This window comes from Acidimicrobiales bacterium, assembly GCA_016716005.1.
Taxonomy (GTDB): domain Bacteria; phylum Actinomycetota; class Acidimicrobiia; order Acidimicrobiales; family JADJXE01; genus JADJXE01.
Window position 1 is genome coordinate 1983609 of sequence record JADJXE010000001.1, and the last position, 16854, is coordinate 2000462.

Genomic DNA, 16854 nt, shown 5'->3' on the forward strand with positions numbered 1-16854 from the left:
TGCCAGAGAACCTGGATCCCGCACCTCGGGGCGGTGTGTGCCGGCTGCTGCAGGACATCGGGGTCAGCCAGCGGCCGGGATCACCGGCCGGCGATGGGCATGCAGTTCCCGGTGCCGAGGGTCGTCCGCTGCTGGGCGTCAGCGACCAGGGCGCACAGCTTGGTGGCCTCGGCCGGGGCCGTGCCCCCCTCCCACCCGACGAAGGGTTCGGCCGGACCCCAGTCGACCCAGTCGCCGGGGTTGGCGCTCTGCGTGCCCGAGTCCTCCGGGGCGGTGGTGTCCAGGAAGAACTGCGCGTGGGCGCTGCCGTCCGGGAACGGCGCCGGTGGGGAGACCAGCACCACGTTGAGCGGCACGAAGTCGGCCACGACCGCCCCGTTCTCCTCCCGCACGTCGGTGATGCAGATGTACGGCCCGCTGGCGTCGGGGCACTCGGGCGGCACCGCCGTCGTGGTGGTGATCACCACCTGCGACGTGGGCGACGTGCTGGTCGGCGGGGCGGTAGTGGCCTCTGCCGTCGTGGACGGGCCCGCGGCGTCGGTGGTGCCCGGCCCCGCCTGGTCGCCGCCGTCGCCACCCCCGCCCCCGCCCAGCACCACGACGGCCACCACCACCAGCGCCACCGCGGCCACCACCGCGCCGACCACGAGGGGAAGGCGCGAACGGCCCGACGGCGGGGTCGTCGGGGCGGGCGGCGCGGGGGTCGGCGGCGGGCCGGCGCCGGCCCCAGCGGGCGTGCCAGGGGCGCCCGGCGCCGGCGCCGGCGCGGGCGAGGCCGCGGCGGCCACCGCCCCGGCCCCGGCCACCGCCCCGGCGGCCGTGGCCGCCAGCGCGCCCGACGCATGGGCGGCGGCGATGGCGGCGCCGAGGGCGCACGCATGCTTGGGATGGGCGTCGACAGCCACGGGGCGGCGCAGCTCGGCGCCCACCATCTCGGCGACCATGGGGATGCGCGACGAGCCGCCCACGAGCAGCACCGCCGAGACGGCCTGGGGCTCGACGCCCGCCGAGCGCAGCGCCCGCCGCAGGGCCGCGACCGTGTCCGACAGCGGCGCCCGGATGAGCGACTCGAACTCCGACCGGGTGATGCGCACCTCGGTGCGGAGGTCGGGGAGGATCACCGGGATCGCCGCCTCGGTGTCGTCCGACAGCGCTTCCTTGGCCTCGGTGCAGTCCTGTCGGAGCCGGGAGAGAGCGGCGATGGTCGCCGGGTCGTCAGGATCGAGCTCCTCGATGGCACCGCCGAGGGCCCGGGTGACGTGGGCGAAGACGGCCTGGTCGAAGTCGATCCCGCCGAGCCGCTCGATGCCCTCGGGCTGGCCGAGCATCTCGAAGCCCGTCTCCGTCTTGCGGAGCACCGCGGCGTCGAAGGTGCCTCCGCCCAGGTCGTAGACGGCGATCACCTGCCCGGGCTCCACCCGCTCGGTGCTGGCGTAGTACGTCGCCGCCGCCTCGGGCTCGGGAAGGGTGACCACGTCCTCGAGGTCGGCCAGCCGGATCGCCTGGGCGAGCAGATCCTGCTTGTAGGGCCCCCAGTTCGCTGGATGGGTGACCGCCACCGAGTCGGGCGGGCCGCCCTCCTGGGCGGTGACCTGCTCGACGGTCCAGCGCAGGAGCTTCGCCATGAGCGCCTCGGCCGAGTACGGCGCCCCGCCCACGAGGATCGGCGTGGGATCCCCGATCCTGCGCTTGAACTCCCGGGCCACGCGGTCGGGCTCGGTGACGGCACGCCGGCTGGCGGCGTCACCCGTGAGGATCTCGTCGTCTTCGCGCAGGTAGACGACCGACGGCACCGACGCCGCCCGGTTCCCCAGCGTGACGATCTGGGCCCGGTCGTCGCGGAACAGCGCCGCGGCCGTGTAGGTGGTGCCGAGATCGATCCCGAGCTGATACCCCATGAGCGCCTCCGTCGACGGCCGACCGCCGCACCGTACCGAGGCACGGCCCGGTCGAGAAGGGCAGCGGCCAACAATGCGTGTTCTCACGGAGGAAGTGCCGGCCTCCCCGCCGTACGGTCGACCGACACCGAGCGAAGGGATCCTCCCGTGAGCGACTCGCCCGTCCCCAACCTGCCGGCGACCGACGCACCGGCCCAGCCCGCCGTCGCGCCGGCGGCGCCACCGGTCAACGTGGCGCCGCCGAACGCGTTCGTCGACGGCGAGCCGCCCGCCGGCGGGCCGGCCGAGGCCACCCCACCGCGGACCCCGGTCAGCGACGTCACCGACGGCTCCTCGAACACACTCGCGTTCGAGGAGCAGATCCTGAAGGGCGGCGTCCCGGCCGGCACCCCCGCCGGGGACGAACCGCCCAACGGCGGCGAAGCGCCCAGCAACGGCGGGGGCGCACCGGACGCCGGTGGGCCGGCCGAGGCCACCCCACCGGAGCAGCTCCTGAAGAATGGCGTCCCGGTCGGCACCCCCGGCGGGGACGAACCGCCCAACGGCGCCAGCGACGCCGCCGACGCGGCGGCGCCCGGCAGCGCGGGCAACGGCGGCGAAGCACCGGGCAACGGCGGCCGCGCGCCGGGCCTGCCGGCCACCCCCGAGGCGCCGACGGCGGGCGCTGGGACCGGGAGTGGCAACCGGGTCGACGGCGGCGACGAGGACGCCCCCCGCCTCCAGGACTTCGGGAGCGGCGCCGAGGTCGACGACGGCGCCCTCAGCGACCTGACCCCCGGGTTCGGGGATCTCGACGCCGCCATCGCCGCGGCCCAGGCGGCCGGTTCCGTCGAAGCCCATCCGGTCGAGGCCCTTCCCGACGACGGGGCCCCTCCCGTCGAAGCCCCTCCCGTCGATGCCCTCGCCGTCGAGGCCCTCCCCGACCACGGGGCCCTGCCCGACGAGGCCTTCGGGTCGGGCGCCGCCACCCCGGAGCACGAAGCGGGGGTTCCGGTGGAGCAGGTCGGAGGCGCCCACCCCGCCGACCCGGCCTACGAGCAGCAGGCCTACGAGGCGAACCAGCCGTACGACCCGGCGTACGAGCAGCCCTCCTACCCGGACGAGCAGCCCGCCGCCCTCGACTTCAGCGGGATCGACCTTCCGGACGTGGAGATCGACGAACCCGTCGTCGACGTCGACACGCCCGACATCGACCTGCCCCCCGACCCCCCGCCGCTCCCGGTCTGATCAGCCCCGAGCCGAGCCGACGCCATGGCCCCGACGGAGCCTCCCGACGACGCGTACGGCGCCGGCGCCTCGCCCGGGCCGGGCGGCGCCCCGGCGCCGCTCGTCGGCACCGAGGCGGACCTGCTGGAGGCCGCCCGGGACGTGCTGGGCCTGGGCGCCGACTTGCCCCCCGGTGACGGCGACGGCAACCGGGCGGCGGCGTCCCCGCTCGGCCCGTCCGCCGACGGCGGCGTGCCCTCGGACGACCCGCTGTTCGGAGACACCGATGGGGTCGGCGATCCCGAACCGCCTGACGACGAGCCCCCACCGGGCGCAGACGATGGCGACTGAAGGCGCGGCCGGCGCGCCCGAGGCCGGCGCGCCCGCGCCCTCTCCACCTCCCGAGCGGGCCGTGCTCGCCCTCGGCCTGAAGGCGGCCACGGCCTACGGCCGGCCGGATCTGGCCGAACGGCTGGCCGGCCTGGCCGCACGGGTCGAGCAGCCCGAGGTGCGGGTGCTCGTCGTCGGCGAGTTCAAGCAGGGCAAGAGCTCCCTGGTGAACGCGCTGGTGGGGAGCGATCTGTGCCCGGTCGACGACGACATCGCGACCTCGGCGCCCCTGCTGCTGCGGTGGGCGGCGACCCCCGTCGCGGCCGTGCGGCTCCGCGCCGGCCCGGCGGATGCCACCGACGGCGCGGAGGACGCCGGCGACGACGGGGCCGCGGCCCTCGACCCGGCCGAGGTGGCCGACTGGGTGACCGAGCGGGCCAACCCGGGCAACCGGCGCCATGTGGCCCTCGTCGAGCTGGGCGTGCCGGCGCCGCTGCTCTCCGAGGGGTTGGTCGTGGTCGACACGCCCGGGGTCGGCGGCCTGGGATCGACGCACGGTGCGGTCACCGCGGCGGCGCTCCCCCTGGCGGACGCGGTGGTGTTCGTGGGCGACGCCGCCCAGGAGCTCACCGGGGCCGAGGCCGCGTTCCTCCAGACCTGCGTGCGGCTCTGCCCCACCATCGCCTACGCGCTCACCAAGACCGATCTGCACCCGGCGTGGCGCCGCATCGCAGAGATCGACGCGGGGCACCTGGCCACCCTCGGCCTCGGCGGGCTACCCCTGCTGCCCGTGTCCGCGACCCTCGCCCGGCTGGCCGAGCCCCGGCACGACCAGCGGCTCGCCGTCGAGTCCGGCCTGCCGGTGCTCCGCGACTGGCTCACCGCCGAGGTGCTGGGCGGGGCCGCGACCCGCCGGCGGCGCAGCGTGGCCGCCGAGGTGGCCGCGGTGGCCGACCAGCTCGCCGCCCGCTTCGAGGCCGAGCGGGCCACCCTGGCCGACCCGGAGCACGCCGCCCGCGTGCTGGCCGAGCTGCAGGACGCCCGCCAGCGGGCCGAGCAGCTGCGGGGAGCGGCCGGCCGCTGGCAGCAGGGTCTCGCCGACGGCTTCGGCGACCTCACCGCCGACGTCGAGCACGACCTGCGGAGCCGACTCCGCGACGTCGGCCGCGAAGCCGACGAGGCCCTCGAGCGCTGCGACCCGGCCCTGGCGTGGGCCGAGTTCGAGCCCTGGCTGCGCCAGCGGACGGCCGCAGCCGTCACGGCCTCGTACGCACTCCTGCACGAGCGGGCCACCGCCCTGGCGATCCGCCTCGGCGAGGCCTTCGACGTCGACGAGCAGCAGGTGTCCGATCGGCTGCGGGTCGGGCCCCCCGACGACGCGCTCGCCCTGGCCCCACGCGATGGTGCCCTCGAGGCCCGCCGGGCCGGCGTGGGAGCGATGGCGCTCACCGCCCTGCGCGGCGGCTACAGCGGCTCGAGCATGTTCGGCATGCTCGGCGGCATGGCGGGCCTGGCGCTGGCGCCACCGGTCGCCGTGCTCGCGGTCGTGGCCTTCGGCGCCAAGACCGTGCGCGACGAGCGGACCCGCCAGCTGGCCCAGCGCCGGACCCAGGCCCGCACCGCGGCCCGCCGCTACCTCGACGAGGTGACCTTCAGCGTGTCGAAAGACCTCCGTGACGTGCTCCGCCGGGTGCAACGCACGCTCCGCGACCTGCTGGCCAGCAGGGCCGAGGAGCTGGCCCGCTCCGCGCAGGAGGCGGCGGCCGCTGCTCAGGGTGCTGCCCAGGCGGCCGCCGGGGCCGGCGGTCCCGGCCGCGAACAGCGGCTCGCCGACGTCGAGGCCGAGCTGCGGCGGATCGGCGGGTTGCGCCGGCAGGCCCTGGACCTGGTGGAGGCCGCGCCGTGACCACCACCCCGTCGCCGCTGCTGGGCCGCGTGACGGCCCTCCTCGACGAGGCGGCCCGCACCTACGCCGGCACCACCGCGGCGGCCGAGATCGACACGGTCCGGGCGCGGCTCGACGAGCCGCTCCGCGTGGCCGTGGCCGGGAAGGCGAAGGCGGGCAAGTCGACCCTGCTCAACGCCCTGGTGGGCGAGGTGCTGGCCCCACCGACGCCGGCGAGTGCACGCGCATCGTCACGTGGTACCGCAACGGCCACACCTACCGGACCCTGCTCGCCGAGCGCGGGGGGCCGCTCCGCACGGTGCCGTTCGACCGGGTGGACGGTGCGGTGGTGCCCGATCTCGGCGGCCTCGGCGCCGATCGGATCGACCGGCTGGTCGTGGAGTGGCCGTCGGCGACCCTGCGGGTCCTCACCCTGATCGACACCCCGGGCATCGGCTCGCTGTCGGCCGACGTGTCGGCGCGCACCGTCGCCTTCCTGGCCCCCGAGGACGAGGTGCCCAGCGAGGCCGACGCCGTCGTCTACCTCATGCGGCACCTGCACGCGACCGACGTGCGGTTCCTCGAGGCGTTCCACGACGCCGACGCCGCCCAGGCGACCCCGGTGAACGCGGTCGGGGTCCTCTCCCGGGCCGACGAGGTCGGTGCCGGACGGCTCGACGCCCTCGCCTCCGCGGCCCGCATCGCCGACCGGTACCGCACCGATCCCACGGTGCGCCGCCTCTGCCAGACGGTGGTGCCCGTCGCCGGTCTGCTGGCCCAGGCGGCGGCCACCCTCACCACCCCCGAGTACGAGGCCCTGGCCCGGCTGGCCTCCCTGCCCGCCGACGAGGCCGCGGGCCTGCTGATCTCCGTCGACCGCTTCGCCGGCGGCCCCAGCCCGCTCGGACTGGCCGAGGAGGAGCGCCGCCGCCTGCTCGACCGGCTCGGAATGTTCGGCGTCCGGCTCGCCGATGCTCGCCTCCGCGCCCACCCGGCGCCGACGGCGCCCTGGCTCGCAGGCGAGCTCCGCCGAGCCAGCGGCATCGACGGTCTCCGTGAGGTGCTGGCGACCCGCTTCGCCTCCCAGGCCGAGCTGCTGAAGTCCCGGTCGGCGCTGCTGGCCGTCGAGCGGCTGGTGCACCACCACCCCGTGCCCGGCAGCGACGAGCTGGCCGGTCGGGCCGAGGCGGTGCGGGCCTCGTCGCACGAGCTCACCGAGCTCCGCCTGCGCCAGGCGATCCGCAGCGGGGCCGTCGAGCTGCGTGCCGCCGACGCCGCCGATCTCGAGCGGCTGCTCGGGGGCGGCGACGGCACGCCGGCGGCACGCCTCGGCCTGGCGCCCGGCGCCGTCCCGGCCGAGGTGCGGGCGGCCGCCCTGGCCGAGCTGGCCCGCTGGCAGCGGCGGGCCGAGCACCCCCTGTCGTCGCCGGCGGTCGTCGACGCCGCCCGGGTGGCGGTGCGCACCTGCGAGGGCATGGTGGCAGCCCTCCCCCTGCCGAGCGCCTGACGCCTCGGGGCGGCGCCTGGTGCCCGACCGGCGCGCGAACCGACCACCCAGGCACCAGGAGGGGTCAGTTCAACCCGTCGCGCACGATGGCCGCCACCAGCCGCAGGCCCAGCACCCCCGAGCCGACCAGGCCCACGTAGCCGAGCAGCTCGGTGACCTGCGTGTCCCCGGCGAACGTGACGCCGCCGTCGGCGGCCAGCAGCAGCGCCGACGCGACGGCGACCCCCGAGGAGAGCAGGCCGAGCACCAGGCGGTTCACCAGCAGTGTGGCCGCCCGCCGGTCGTCTTCGGTGCCGAGCAGGCTGACCTTGGTGCGCAGCTCGCCACGCTCGGCCAGGCTGCTGATCCGGTCGATCCGGTTCGGGAGCTGGCGCAGCACCGGGAGCATCTGCACCAGCTCCCGCTGCACGAGCTCCTCGGGTTGGGCGGTCGGGTCGGGCTGCTCGGGGAGCTGCAGGCGCTCCTTCGCGAGCCGCTGGGCGGCGTCGGCCAGCGAGTAGCCGGGCTCGATGACGGTGAGCGTCCCCTCCACGGTGACGAGGGCCCGCACCAGCGAGGTCATCTCGCGGGGGACCCGGATCTGGAACCGGGTGAGGATCTTCAGCAGGTCGTTCAGGGCCGACGCGCTCACCCCGGCACCGGGCGCGACGTTGCTGACCAGGAACTGGTGCAGGGCCCGCTCCAGGTCGTCGGGACTGAGGTCGGGGGGCAGGACGGCGATGGACTCGACGCCCTGGCGCAGCACCCCCGTGTCCCCGATCCCTGCGCCCAGCATGATCTGCAGGATCGCCGACTGCTGCAGGGGGTCGAGCCGGCCGGTCGCGCCCCAGTCGAGGAGCCCGAGGCCGCCGTCGTCGAGGAGGAACACGTTCCCGGGGTGCGGGTCGGCGTGGTAGTGCCCGTGGTCGAGCATCTGGCGGAGCATCGACGCGATCAGCCGGTCGGCGAGGGCGCCGCGGTCCACGCCCAGCTCCTCGAAGCGGGACTGCTCGGCGACGCTGCGTCCCACCAACCGCTCCTGCACGAGCACGCGCCGGGTGGTGAGCTCGGTCACCGTGGCCGGCACCCGCACGCGGTCGAGGGCGGCCACCGGGGCGATGCCGGCGGCGTTGCGACCCTCGATGCGGAAGTCGAGCTCCTGGCGGAGGCCGTCGACGAACTCCTCGGCCTGGTCGAGCACCTGCAGGTCGCGGCCCCAGGGGGTGCGCTCCTGGGCCAGCCGGGCCAGGCGCAGCACGACGGCGGCGTCCCGCTGGACGAGGACGTCCACGCCCGGCCGCTGCACCTTCACGATCACGTCCAGCTCGCCGTCGGCCAGCCGGGCCCGGTAGGCGTGGGCGATCGAGGCCGCCGCGATCGGCGTCCAGTCGAACTCGGCGAACACCTCCTCGGTGGGCCGGCCGAGCTCGCGCTCCAGGAGCGCCCGCATGTCGGCCTCCGGCGCGGGCGCCACGCCGCTCTGCAGCTTGGCCAGCTCGACGCAGTACTCGGGCGGCAGCAGGTCGGTGCGGGTGGACAGCACCTGGCCCAGCTTCACGAACATGCCGCCGCACTGCTCGAGGGTGAGCCGGACCCGCACCGGCGTGACCTCGGCCTCGGCCTCGCCGGAGCGCCTGCGGATGCCGAGCTGCGGGCCGAAGCCGTTGGCCCGGGCGACGGCCAGCACCTCGCGCGAGCGCCCCAACGGCTGGAGCTTCGCCCGCACGTCGGCGACGGGGCGCGGCAGCACGAAGAGCCCGGCGCGGTCACCCCTGGCCAGGCTCCCGGGACGGGCCATGAGGTCGATGGCGACGGCGACGGTCATGGTGGCGAGCAAGGCCACCACCAGCACGTTGCGGACGTAGCCGGGGGCGGTGGCGTCGCCGTCGGCGGCAGCCAGGGCCACGCCATGGCCGATGAGGTACCCGAGCACCCCCGACACGACGACCGCCACCCAGGAGCGGCGCACGCCGAGCAGCCGGCTGGCCACCAGGGCGATCACCGCGATCACCGGGAGGGTCAGGAGGAAGGTGAGCACGGCCGCGAGCACACGGGGAGCGTAGGTGCCGGGGTCGCCCGCGAGCATGGCGTCGCCGCGATCGTCGGACAGGACGAGCGCCCGCCTACCGTTGGGCCCGTGCGCGCACCGGCCCGCCCCGCGACGACGCCCGATCGGGCCCCCCACCGTGGCGTCGCGCTGCGATCCACGCTCTGGTTCGCGCCCGTGCTGATGATCGCCGGCGGCCTGCTGCTCGGGTACCTCGTCAACCGGCTGGACGACCGCTACGCCACCGACGAGCTCCCGACCTGGCTGCACCGCGGCAGCGCCGAAGACATCCGCATCGTGCTGGCCACGGTGGCGTCGTCGCTGATCGGCGTCCTGGCGCTGGTGCTCACGATCACGATCGTCGCCCTCCAGCTGGCCTCGACCACCCTCGGCCCCCGCCTGCTGCGGGTCTTCGTGCGCGACCCGATCACCCAGGTGACGATCGGGCTCTTCACCGCCACGTTCGCGTACGCCCTGGTGGTGCTGGGCGACCTGGAGGGCAACGGCGACCCCCCTCACGCCGGCGCCAGCCTGGCCCTGGCGCTCGCGGTGGCCTGCATCGTGCTGCTGGTGGTGTTCATCCACCACATCGCCACGTCGATCCAGGTGAACGCGGTCGTGGCCCACATCAACGGCGACCTGCACCGGGCCATCGCCGAGCGGCGGGACGAGGTCGAACGGGCCCGGGCCGGGCACGACCCGGCCGTGCTGGCCGTCGCGGCCGCCGAGCTCGGTCCTCGGATCGACGCCGAGGGGATCGACGTGCTCAGCCGGACCAGCGGCTTCCTGCAGACCGTCGACCGGCCGAGCCTGGTGGCCACCAGCGCCGCACGGGGCGCGGTGGTCCGCCTCCGCTATCGCCCCGGCCAGTTCGTCATGACCGGGACCGCGCTGGCCACAGTGTGGCCGGGCGAGCATGCCTCGGCCCTGGCCGACCCCGTGGAGGACGCCATGGTGGTGGGCGACCACCGCAGCCTCAGGCAGGATCTGGGCCTGGCCGTGGACCAGCTGGTGGAGATCGCCCTGCGTGCGCTGTCGCCCGCCGTCAACGACACGTTCACGGGCCTCACCTGCGTCGACTGGCTGGGCGAGGCCCTCCGGGCCCTCGCTCCCATCCCCGTCGACTGGACCGCGAACGCCGACGCCGGCGGAGCCGTCCGGGTGATCGAGGAGCCGCTCACCTACAGTCGGCTCGTGCTGGCCGCGTTCGACAGGATCCGCCACGCCGGTGGGTCCGACCCCGCGGTGGCCGAGCGGCTCCTGCGCACGATCGAGCGACTCGCCCCGTTCCTCACCACCGACGAGCAGCGGCAGGCGTTGGCCCGTCAGGCCGATCTGGTGGTGGCCGGTGCCCGCGGCGGGGCGTGGGCGGCCGCCGACGCCGCCGACCTGGCCGAGCGGGCCGCGGTGGCCCGCCGATCGCTGGAGCGGGACGGGTGACGAGCCCCGACCCGTGGCTCCAGGGAGCCGGCATCGACGAGGCCGGCCGCTTCGTGCTGGCCAGCCTCCCCGACGTGGTGCTGCTGCTCGACGGCGGGGGCGTGCTGCGCTTCGCGGGCGGGGCGATCGACGAGACCCTCGGCTACGAGCCAGCCGACCAGCTGGGCACGAGCGTGTTCGACAAGGTCCACCCCGACGACGTCGAGTACGCGCTGGGCGCCCTGAGCGAGGTGGTGCGGAAGGTGGGCGGGCACGCGCCGGTCCAGCTGCGCGTGCGCCACGCCGACGGGCACTGGGTCGACGTCGAGCTGTCGGCGTCCACGCCGGTGGCGCCGTCGGGCGAGCAGCTCGCCGTGCTGAGCCTGCGGCCGCTCGCCTTCCGCGACCTCCTCCCCGAGCGCCGCCGCCGCCTCGAGCGCCTGGTGCAGGACGTCGCCCGCACCTGCGCGGCGGCCCGGTCGGCCGACCTCGACGCCGTCATCGGCCGGGCCCTGGCCGACCTGGGCGCCTTCTTCGCAGCCGACTCCGTCCTCCTGGAGGCCGTCGACCACGGTCACGCCCTGGTGCACCTCGACCACGAGTGGACGGCCGTCGGGGTGCCGTCGGCCCGGGCCTACCAGCCCGAGGTCCCCCTCGGCGATCTCCTGTGGGACGCACGCAGCCGGGCCAGCGAGTGGTTCGTGCTCGTCGAGGACCTGCGGGAGCCGCTGCCGGGGGCCGGCCACCAGCTCGAGCTGCTCACCGCGCTCGGCGTCCGGGCCGTGGCCGACGTGCCCATCACCTCGGGTCAGGTGCTGATCGGCATCCTCTCGGTCCGCTGGAACCGGCCCCACCCCTTCGAGTGGGACGACGCCGACGCGGGTCTGCTCCGTACCCTGGGCGACGTGCTCTCGGTCACGGTGCAGCGGCTGCACGCCGAGCGCCAATTGCAGCAGCAGGCCCTCCACGATCAGCTGACCGGGCTACCGAACCGGGCGGCGCTGGGGAGCGCCATGCGCCCGGCGCTGGCACGTCTGGCCCGCCACCGCGGTGTCGTCGCGGTGCTGTTCGCCGACCTGAACGGGTTCAAGGCCGTCAACGACGAGCACGGCCACGACGTGGGCGACCGGGTGCTGGTGGAGGTGGCCAGGCGCGTGCAGGGGGCGGTGCGGCCGGCCGACACGGTGTGCCGGCTGGGCGGCGACGAGTTCGTGGTGCTGTGCCAGGACCTCTCCTCTCCGGCCGAGGCTCACGCCGTCGCCCAGCGCATCCGAGACGAGGTCGCCGGCCTCCGGCAGGTCGACGGCTTCGAGCTCCGACTCGGAGCCAGCGTCGGCGTGGCCTGGACGGACGCACCGACCGATCCGGACGACCTCCTGCGCGAGGCCGACCGCTCCATGTACGAGGCCAAGCCCCGCTGACAGCCCGTCAGCCCGGCAGCCGTCAGCCCGGCAGTCGGCGCAGGCGCAGACGGCAGCCGGCGGTGTGCGGGTCGCGCACGGTGAGGCCGAGCACCTCGACCCCGCCGACGGCGTCGGCGAGCCCCTCGGCCAGCCCCAGGTGCAGGCCGCAGACCAGGGCCGGGTCGGCTGCGGCCACGTCGGCGAAGGGGCAGCGCTCCAGCACCAGCTCGACCGACCGGCCCCGCGCCACCCGGCGGGGCGAGAAGCCGAGGCGGCGGGCCTCCTCCTCGAAGGCCGTCACCCCGTCGATCGCGACGCCCTCGGCGGCCCGGCGCCCGGCGGCCCGCCCGGCGGCCCGCACGGCCTCGCTCGGTGGCCCGCCGGCCCGGAGGGCGTCGGCCAGCAGCATCGACAGCCGGCGGTACGCGTCGGTCACGACCAGCGTGGGCTCGACCCCGGCGGCCCGGTAGACGAGGCGCGGCCGGCCGGGCCGGCCGGTGGCCTGCCGCGCCTCGTCGACCAGCCCCGCCTCGCGCAGCCGGGCCAGGTGCTGGCGCACGGCCGTGTGGTGCAGGCCGACCAGGTCGGTGAGCTCGGCCACGTCGACCGGGCCGTCGGCATCGCGCAGGTACCGGTAGAGCCGCAGGCGAGTGGGGTCGGCCAGGGCGCTCGCCTGCCGCCACAGCTCCCCGTCCCCGCCCGCCTGCTCCGTGCTCACGGCCTCATCCTGCCCCGGCCCCTGCTCGTGCCCCTTCTCCGGTGCCCACCACCGCTCAGTGGCCGGCTCCCGCGGGCATCTCCACGTCGCCGGCCTGGAACAGCCCCAGGGCGCCCTTGCCCACGTTCGAGAACTTGTGCGTCACGACCGGGTACAGGCCGGCCTCGGCGAAGCTGAACTCCACGAACCCGCCCTGTGCGGGCTGCAGGTCGAGCGCCTGCGAGCCGCCCTGGCGCTCGTCGGGCTGGAGGTCGTACGTGCCCTCCTTGAAGACCGTGTCGAAGACGGTGCCCACGATGTGGAACGAGGAGTTCTCCGAGGGCCCGACGTCGAGCACCCACACCCGCACCCGCTGGTCCGGCTCGACCCGGATCGGGGCGAACGTGTACTGGCTGACGTAGCCGTTGAAGACCACCGCGTCCCACGCGTCGGCCTGCATCTTGGTGAGATCGCCCGGCCCGCCCTCGGGCCCGGTGTACAGCTCGGACTGGACGAGGACGAACTCGTGGTCGACGGGTGCCAGCACGGGGGGGTCGATGATGATGGCCCCGTACATCCCGTTGCCGATGTGGTGCAGGGCCGGCGCCGTACCGCAGTGGTACATGAAGATGCCTGCGTACTCCGCCCGGTACTGGTACACGAGCGACTCGCCCGGGGCGATGGTGCGCATCTCGTCGCTCCACGCCACGCGGCTGGCGTGGAAGTCGATCGAGTGCCCGATCTCACCGTCGTTCACCAGGGTGATCGTGAACAGATCGCCCACCTTGCCCCGCAGGATCGGCCCGGGGACCTGATCGTCGAAGGTCCACATCTGCTGGGTGACCCCGGGCGCCACCTCGAGGACCGTCTCGGTGGCGTGCAGGGTGAGGGTGTGCTCGGTGGCGCCGTCGGCGGGCAGCAGGGCGGGGTCGAACGGCTGCCACTCGGGGCCGGGCTCGGCGTTGAAGTCGATGACGGCGTCGCCCGACGTCGACGCGGCGGCGGAGGCGTCGTGCGCGCCGGCCGCCAGCTCGCCGTCGCCGATCACCACGGTGCCGTCGGCGTTGCCGTCGTCCAACGGGGTGAAGACGGCGATGCTGGCCACGACCAGGGCTATGACGGCGACCAGGAGGGTCACGGCCCAGGCGAGGCCCGTCCACTCGCTCTCCTGCCGGGTCCCTCCGGTTCGGGGTGGCTGCACGTCGCTCATGGCGACTCTCCTCGTGTGGTGGCCTCGTCCGGGCCCAATAAATAGAGTTGTGACTCTAAGTATTAGCGTATCCGGAGGTCGGGCGGGAAGCCGCCGGCGGTCACACGGGGCGGCGCGACGCCGCGAGGAGCACCCCGTAGGGCTTGCCGAGGGTCCGGTGGTGCCGATCGTGGGCCCGGACCCAGGGGCCGAGCAGCGGCACCCGGGGAAGGCCGAACCGGCGGTGGATGCCGAGATCGTGCACGAGGACGTGCAGCACGACCTGGGCGAGGGCTCCCGCTGCGAACCACGCCAGCGGCGACCACCACGCCCGCCCGGCCACCAGCGCGCCCGCCCAGACGAGCACCAGGACGAGCGGCACCAGGTCGCCGGACTGCACGTTGGCCGACGGCCGCAGGTGGTGCGAGCGGTGCAGGGACCACCACGGACCGTGGAGCAGGAACCGGTGCGCCAGCGCGCCGACCAGCTCCAGCGCCAGGAAGCCGCCGGTGGCGACCAGCAGCGCCGTCATGCGGGCAGGCTACCGGCGACCGCGAACCCACCGCCGGCGGCCGCGCTCAACCCTCGAGCAGGCTGCGGAGCATCCACGCCGTCTTCTCGTGCACCTGGAGGCGCTGGGTGAGGAGGTCGGCGGTGGGCTCGTCGTGGGCGCCCTCCACCACCGCGAACAGGCTCCTGGCGGTGCGGGCCACGGCCTCTTGGCCCTCGACCAGCTGGCGCACCATCTCCTCGGCCGCGGGCACCCCGTCGGCCTCGGCGATGGACGACCGCCGCATGAACTCCGTGTAGCTGCCGGGCGCCGGGAACCCCAGCGAGCGGATGCGCTCGGCGATCTGGTCCACGGCCAGCGCCAGCTCGGTGTACTGCTGCTCGAACATCACGTGCAGGGTCGTGAACATGGGCCCGGTGACGTTCCAGTGGAAGTTGTGGGTCTTCAGGTAGAGCGTGTACGAGTCGGCCAGCAGCCGTGCCAGCCCGTCGGCGATCTCCCGCCGCTGCTCCTCCCCGATCCCGATGTCGATGCTCATCGCGTGCCGCTCCCTCTCCTCGTCGTCGACCAGTCAATGGCTGGAACCATGCCGTGTTCGGAAGTATTCCGACCTCAGAAGAGCTCAGGTGCTTGGTAGGCTGCTCCCGTGACCGCGCTCCTCGACCGACTCCGCCAGCGGGGCTGGCGGCTCACGGCCCAGCGCCGGGCGGTGGCCGGGGTGCTGGCCGGCGAGCACGTCCACCTCACCGCCGACCAGGTGCTGCAGCGGGCCCGGGCCGTTCTCCCCGAGGTGAGCCAGGCCACCGTCTACGCCACCCTGGCCGAGCTGGTCGCCATGGGCGAGCTGCGCGAGGTCGCGCTCGACGGCGGCGCACGGCGCTTCGACCCGAACGTCGGCGACGAGCACCAGCACCTGGTGTGCCGCTCGTGCGGGGCGATCCGCGACGTGCACCCCGCCGGAGTCGGAGGGCTCCGCCTGGGGCGGGGCGATCGGGCCGGCTACCGGCTCGACGGCATCGACGTCACGTTCCGCGGCCTCTGCCCGGGCTGCGCGGCCCGCTGACCGTCCGGCGCCGACCTGGCCAGGTCCCGTCGGCGGGCGCACACTGGGGTCGGGAGGGAGCCGTCGTGCACCGGTCCGCCCGCAGGGTGCAGATGGTCGGCGTGATCATGGCCCTGCTGCTCGCGGGTGGCTCGCTCGCAGCCTGCGGGGAGCAGGGTCCGACATCCGGCACACCCGCGACCGCCGGGACTCGCTACGACATCGGCAGCCCGCGGCTCACCGACGTGTGGCTGGATCCGGCGCACGGCGACGATCGGGCCAGCGGGGCTGATCGTGCCCACGCCCTGGGCACGATGGCCGCCGCGTGGTCGCGGGTTCCCGTCGACCTGGCCGCCGCGGGCACGGGCGTGAGGATCCTGATCACGCCGGGCACGGTCCCGGTCGAGTCCCTCCCGAACAACTGGTACGAGGGCCGCCGGGGCACCTACGAGGCACCGATCGTGCTCCAGGCTGCCGACGGGCCGGGGACGGTCACGCTCCAGGGCGGCATGAACGTGCTCGACGTCTCGTACCTCTACCTCGTCGACCTGCGCCTAGTGGCCGGCGGCGGCGAGCCCGCGGTCACCGACACCGTGTTGCACGGCGAGCGCGTCGACCACCTGCTGGTGCGCTCCTCCGTGCTCGTCGGCGGGCGCGACGACAGCCACGAGACCGTCAAGGTCAACCAGTCGTCGTGGGTCTTCATCGAGGACAGCGACATCTCCGGCTCGTACGAGAACCCGATCGACTTCGTGGCGGTGCAGCACGGCCACGTGATCGGCAACGTGATCCACGACGGCGGCGACTGGTGCCTCTACGTGAAGGGCGGCTCGGCCCACCTCCTCGTCGACGCCAACGAGGTGCACCACTGCGGCACCGGCGGCGTGAGCGCCGGCCAGGGCAGCGGGTTCGAGTACCTCACCTCCCCCTGGCTCCACCACGAGGCGTCCGGCATCGAGATCACGAACAACGTCATCCACGACACCGACGGCGCCGGCCTGGGCGTCAACGGCGGGTACAACGTGCTGCTCGCCTACAACACCCTGTACCGGGTGGGCCGCCGCAGCCACGTGATCGAGGTGGTGCTCGGCAGCCGGGGCTGCGACGGCGACGGCGACGCCTGCCGCCTGCACAACGAGGCGGGGGGCTGGGGCCCGGCCGCCGTGGCCGACGGCGCCCAGGTGATCCCCGACCGTCACGTGTACGTGGTGAACAACCTGGTCGTGAACCCGGCCGGCTTCCGCAGCGAGTGGCAGCACCTCGCCGTCGGCGCCCCCGTGGAGGCTCCGGTCGGCTGGAACCTGCCGGCGGTCGTCCGGGCCGACGACGACCTGGTCATCGCCGGGAACGTGATCTGGAACGGGCCGGCCGACCTGCCCCTCGGCGTCGAGGACACCGGCGCCTGCACCGACACCAACCCCACCTGCTCGGCCGCCCAGCTGCGGCGCGACAACGCCATCAACACCGTGCAGCCCGAACTGGTCGACCCCGAGCACGGCGACTACCGACTGGCCGCACCCGTCGCCGTGCGGACCGTGCCCGTGCCCCCGGTCGACTGGAGCGACGCCCCCGACCGGCCCGACGTGCGCTCGCTGCCGGCGGTTCGCACCGACGCCGTGCAGCACACCCGGCTGGGGGAGCCCCGCGACCTGCCCGGCCAGCCCGGCGCCTCCTGAACCCGACCACGCCAGCGGTTCTGTGCACCGACAACGCCGGGTTCCGCCCGGATCGGTGCACAGAA

Annotated in this window: 13 protein-coding genes and 1 pseudogene; 8 read left to right on the plus strand and 6 right to left on the minus strand. The window is 75.1% G+C overall.

Annotation, left to right across the window (positions count from 1 at the left end; genetic code table 11):
* Window positions 1-80: 80 nt before the first annotated feature.
* Window positions 81-1898, minus strand: a complete 1818-nt coding sequence (locus IPM45_09740) for an Hsp70 family protein (GenBank protein ID MBK9179831.1) — start codon at window positions 1896-1898, stop codon at window positions 81-83.
* A 147-nt stretch (window positions 1899-2045) separates the two neighbouring features.
* Here IPM45_09740 and IPM45_09745 point away from each other — a divergent pair, with 147 nt between their 5' ends.
* The 4 genes and pseudogenes from IPM45_09745 to IPM45_09760 all read left to right on the plus strand — a co-directional run bounded on the left by IPM45_09745 (window position 2046) and on the right by IPM45_09760 (window position 6826).
* Window positions 2046-3125 carry a hypothetical protein gene (locus tag IPM45_09745; protein ID MBK9179832.1) on the plus strand — a complete coding sequence of 360 codons (1080 nt, stop codon included), beginning with the start codon at window positions 2046-2048 and terminating at the stop codon, window positions 3123-3125.
* Window positions 3126-3149: 24 nt separating this feature from the next.
* On the plus strand, window positions 3150-3455 hold the full coding sequence (locus IPM45_09750) for a hypothetical protein (GenBank protein ID MBK9179833.1): 306 nt from the start codon (window positions 3150-3152) through the stop codon (window positions 3453-3455).
* Window positions 3445-5340, plus strand: a complete 1896-nt coding sequence (locus IPM45_09755; GenBank protein ID MBK9179834.1) for a dynamin family protein — start codon at window positions 3445-3447, stop codon at window positions 5338-5340. Before IPM45_09750 ends, IPM45_09755 begins: the two co-directional genes overlap by 11 nt.
* Window positions 5341-5357: 17 nt before the next feature.
* Window positions 5358-6826: pseudogene (locus tag IPM45_09760) on the plus strand (50S ribosome-binding GTPase).
* A 64-nt stretch (window positions 6827-6890) separates the two neighbouring features.
* Here IPM45_09760 and IPM45_09765 read toward each other — a convergent pair.
* Window positions 6891-8855 carry an AarF/ABC1/UbiB kinase family protein gene (locus IPM45_09765; GenBank protein ID MBK9179835.1) on the minus strand — a complete coding sequence of 655 codons (1965 nt, stop codon included), beginning with the start codon at window positions 8853-8855 and terminating at the stop codon, window positions 6891-6893.
* A gap of 87 nt (window positions 8856-8942) precedes the next feature.
* Between IPM45_09765 and IPM45_09770 the strand changes: the two genes are divergently transcribed.
* Window positions 8943-10292, plus strand: coding sequence for a DUF2254 domain-containing protein (locus tag IPM45_09770; GenBank protein ID MBK9179836.1), 1350 nt, complete (start codon window positions 8943-8945; stop codon window positions 10290-10292).
* Window positions 10289-11692: a diguanylate cyclase gene (locus IPM45_09775; GenBank protein MBK9179837.1), complete on the plus strand. Its 1404-nt coding sequence runs from the start codon at window positions 10289-10291 to the stop codon at window positions 11690-11692. The genes IPM45_09770 and IPM45_09775 overlap by 4 nt, the downstream gene beginning before the upstream one ends.
* Window positions 11693-11714: 22 nt before the next feature.
* Here IPM45_09775 and IPM45_09780 read toward each other — a convergent pair whose 3' ends face one another.
* The 4 genes from IPM45_09780 to IPM45_09795 form a co-directional block, all read right to left on the minus strand.
* Window positions 11715-12392 carry a helix-turn-helix domain-containing protein gene (locus IPM45_09780; GenBank protein ID MBK9179838.1) on the minus strand — a complete coding sequence of 226 codons (678 nt, stop codon included), beginning with the start codon at window positions 12390-12392 and terminating at the stop codon, window positions 11715-11717.
* A gap of 55 nt (window positions 12393-12447) precedes the next feature.
* Window positions 12448-13581 (minus strand): multicopper oxidase domain-containing protein, encoded by a 1134-nt coding sequence (locus IPM45_09785; protein ID MBK9179839.1) that lies wholly within the window; start codon window positions 13579-13581, stop codon window positions 12448-12450.
* Window positions 13582-13681: 100 nt separating this feature from the next.
* Window positions 13682-14092 (minus strand): sterol desaturase family protein, encoded by a 411-nt coding sequence (locus IPM45_09790; GenBank protein ID MBK9179840.1) that lies wholly within the window; start codon window positions 14090-14092, stop codon window positions 13682-13684.
* Window positions 14093-14138: 46 nt separating this feature from the next.
* Entirely contained in the window at window positions 14139-14609 is a 471-nt protein-coding gene (locus IPM45_09795) for a DNA starvation/stationary phase protection protein (protein MBK9179841.1), read from the minus strand.
* Between the two features lie 108 nt (window positions 14610-14717).
* On the opposite strand from IPM45_09795, the gene IPM45_09800 reads away from it, so the two are divergent.
* Window positions 14718-15134: a transcriptional repressor gene (locus IPM45_09800; GenBank protein ID MBK9179842.1), complete on the plus strand. Its 417-nt coding sequence runs from the start codon at window positions 14718-14720 to the stop codon at window positions 15132-15134.
* Between the two features lie 65 nt (window positions 15135-15199).
* A complete protein-coding gene (locus IPM45_09805; protein MBK9179843.1) occupies window positions 15200-16789 on the plus strand; it encodes a right-handed parallel beta-helix repeat-containing protein in 1590 nt (529 codons plus the stop codon).
* Window positions 16790-16854 lie beyond the last annotated feature (65 nt).

Coding starts and splice junctions, on each gene's coding strand:
- IPM45_09750 (MBK9179833.1), top strand. CDS start 3,150: ATGGCCCCGACGGAGCCTCCCGACGACGCGTACGGCGCCGGCGCCTCG.
- IPM45_09790 (MBK9179840.1), bottom strand. CDS start 14,092: ATGACGGCGCTGCTGGTCGCCACCGGCGGCTTCCTGGCGCTGGAGCTG.
- IPM45_09785 (MBK9179839.1), bottom strand. CDS start 13,581: ATGAGCGACGTGCAGCCACCCCGAACCGGAGGGACCCGGCAGGAGAGC.
- IPM45_09795 (MBK9179841.1), bottom strand. CDS start 14,609: ATGAGCATCGACATCGGGATCGGGGAGGAGCAGCGGCGGGAGATCGCC.
- IPM45_09755 (MBK9179834.1), top strand. CDS start 3,445: ATGGCGACTGAAGGCGCGGCCGGCGCGCCCGAGGCCGGCGCGCCCGCG.
- IPM45_09740 (MBK9179831.1), bottom strand. CDS start 1,898: ATGGGGTATCAGCTCGGGATCGATCTCGGCACCACCTACACGGCCGCG.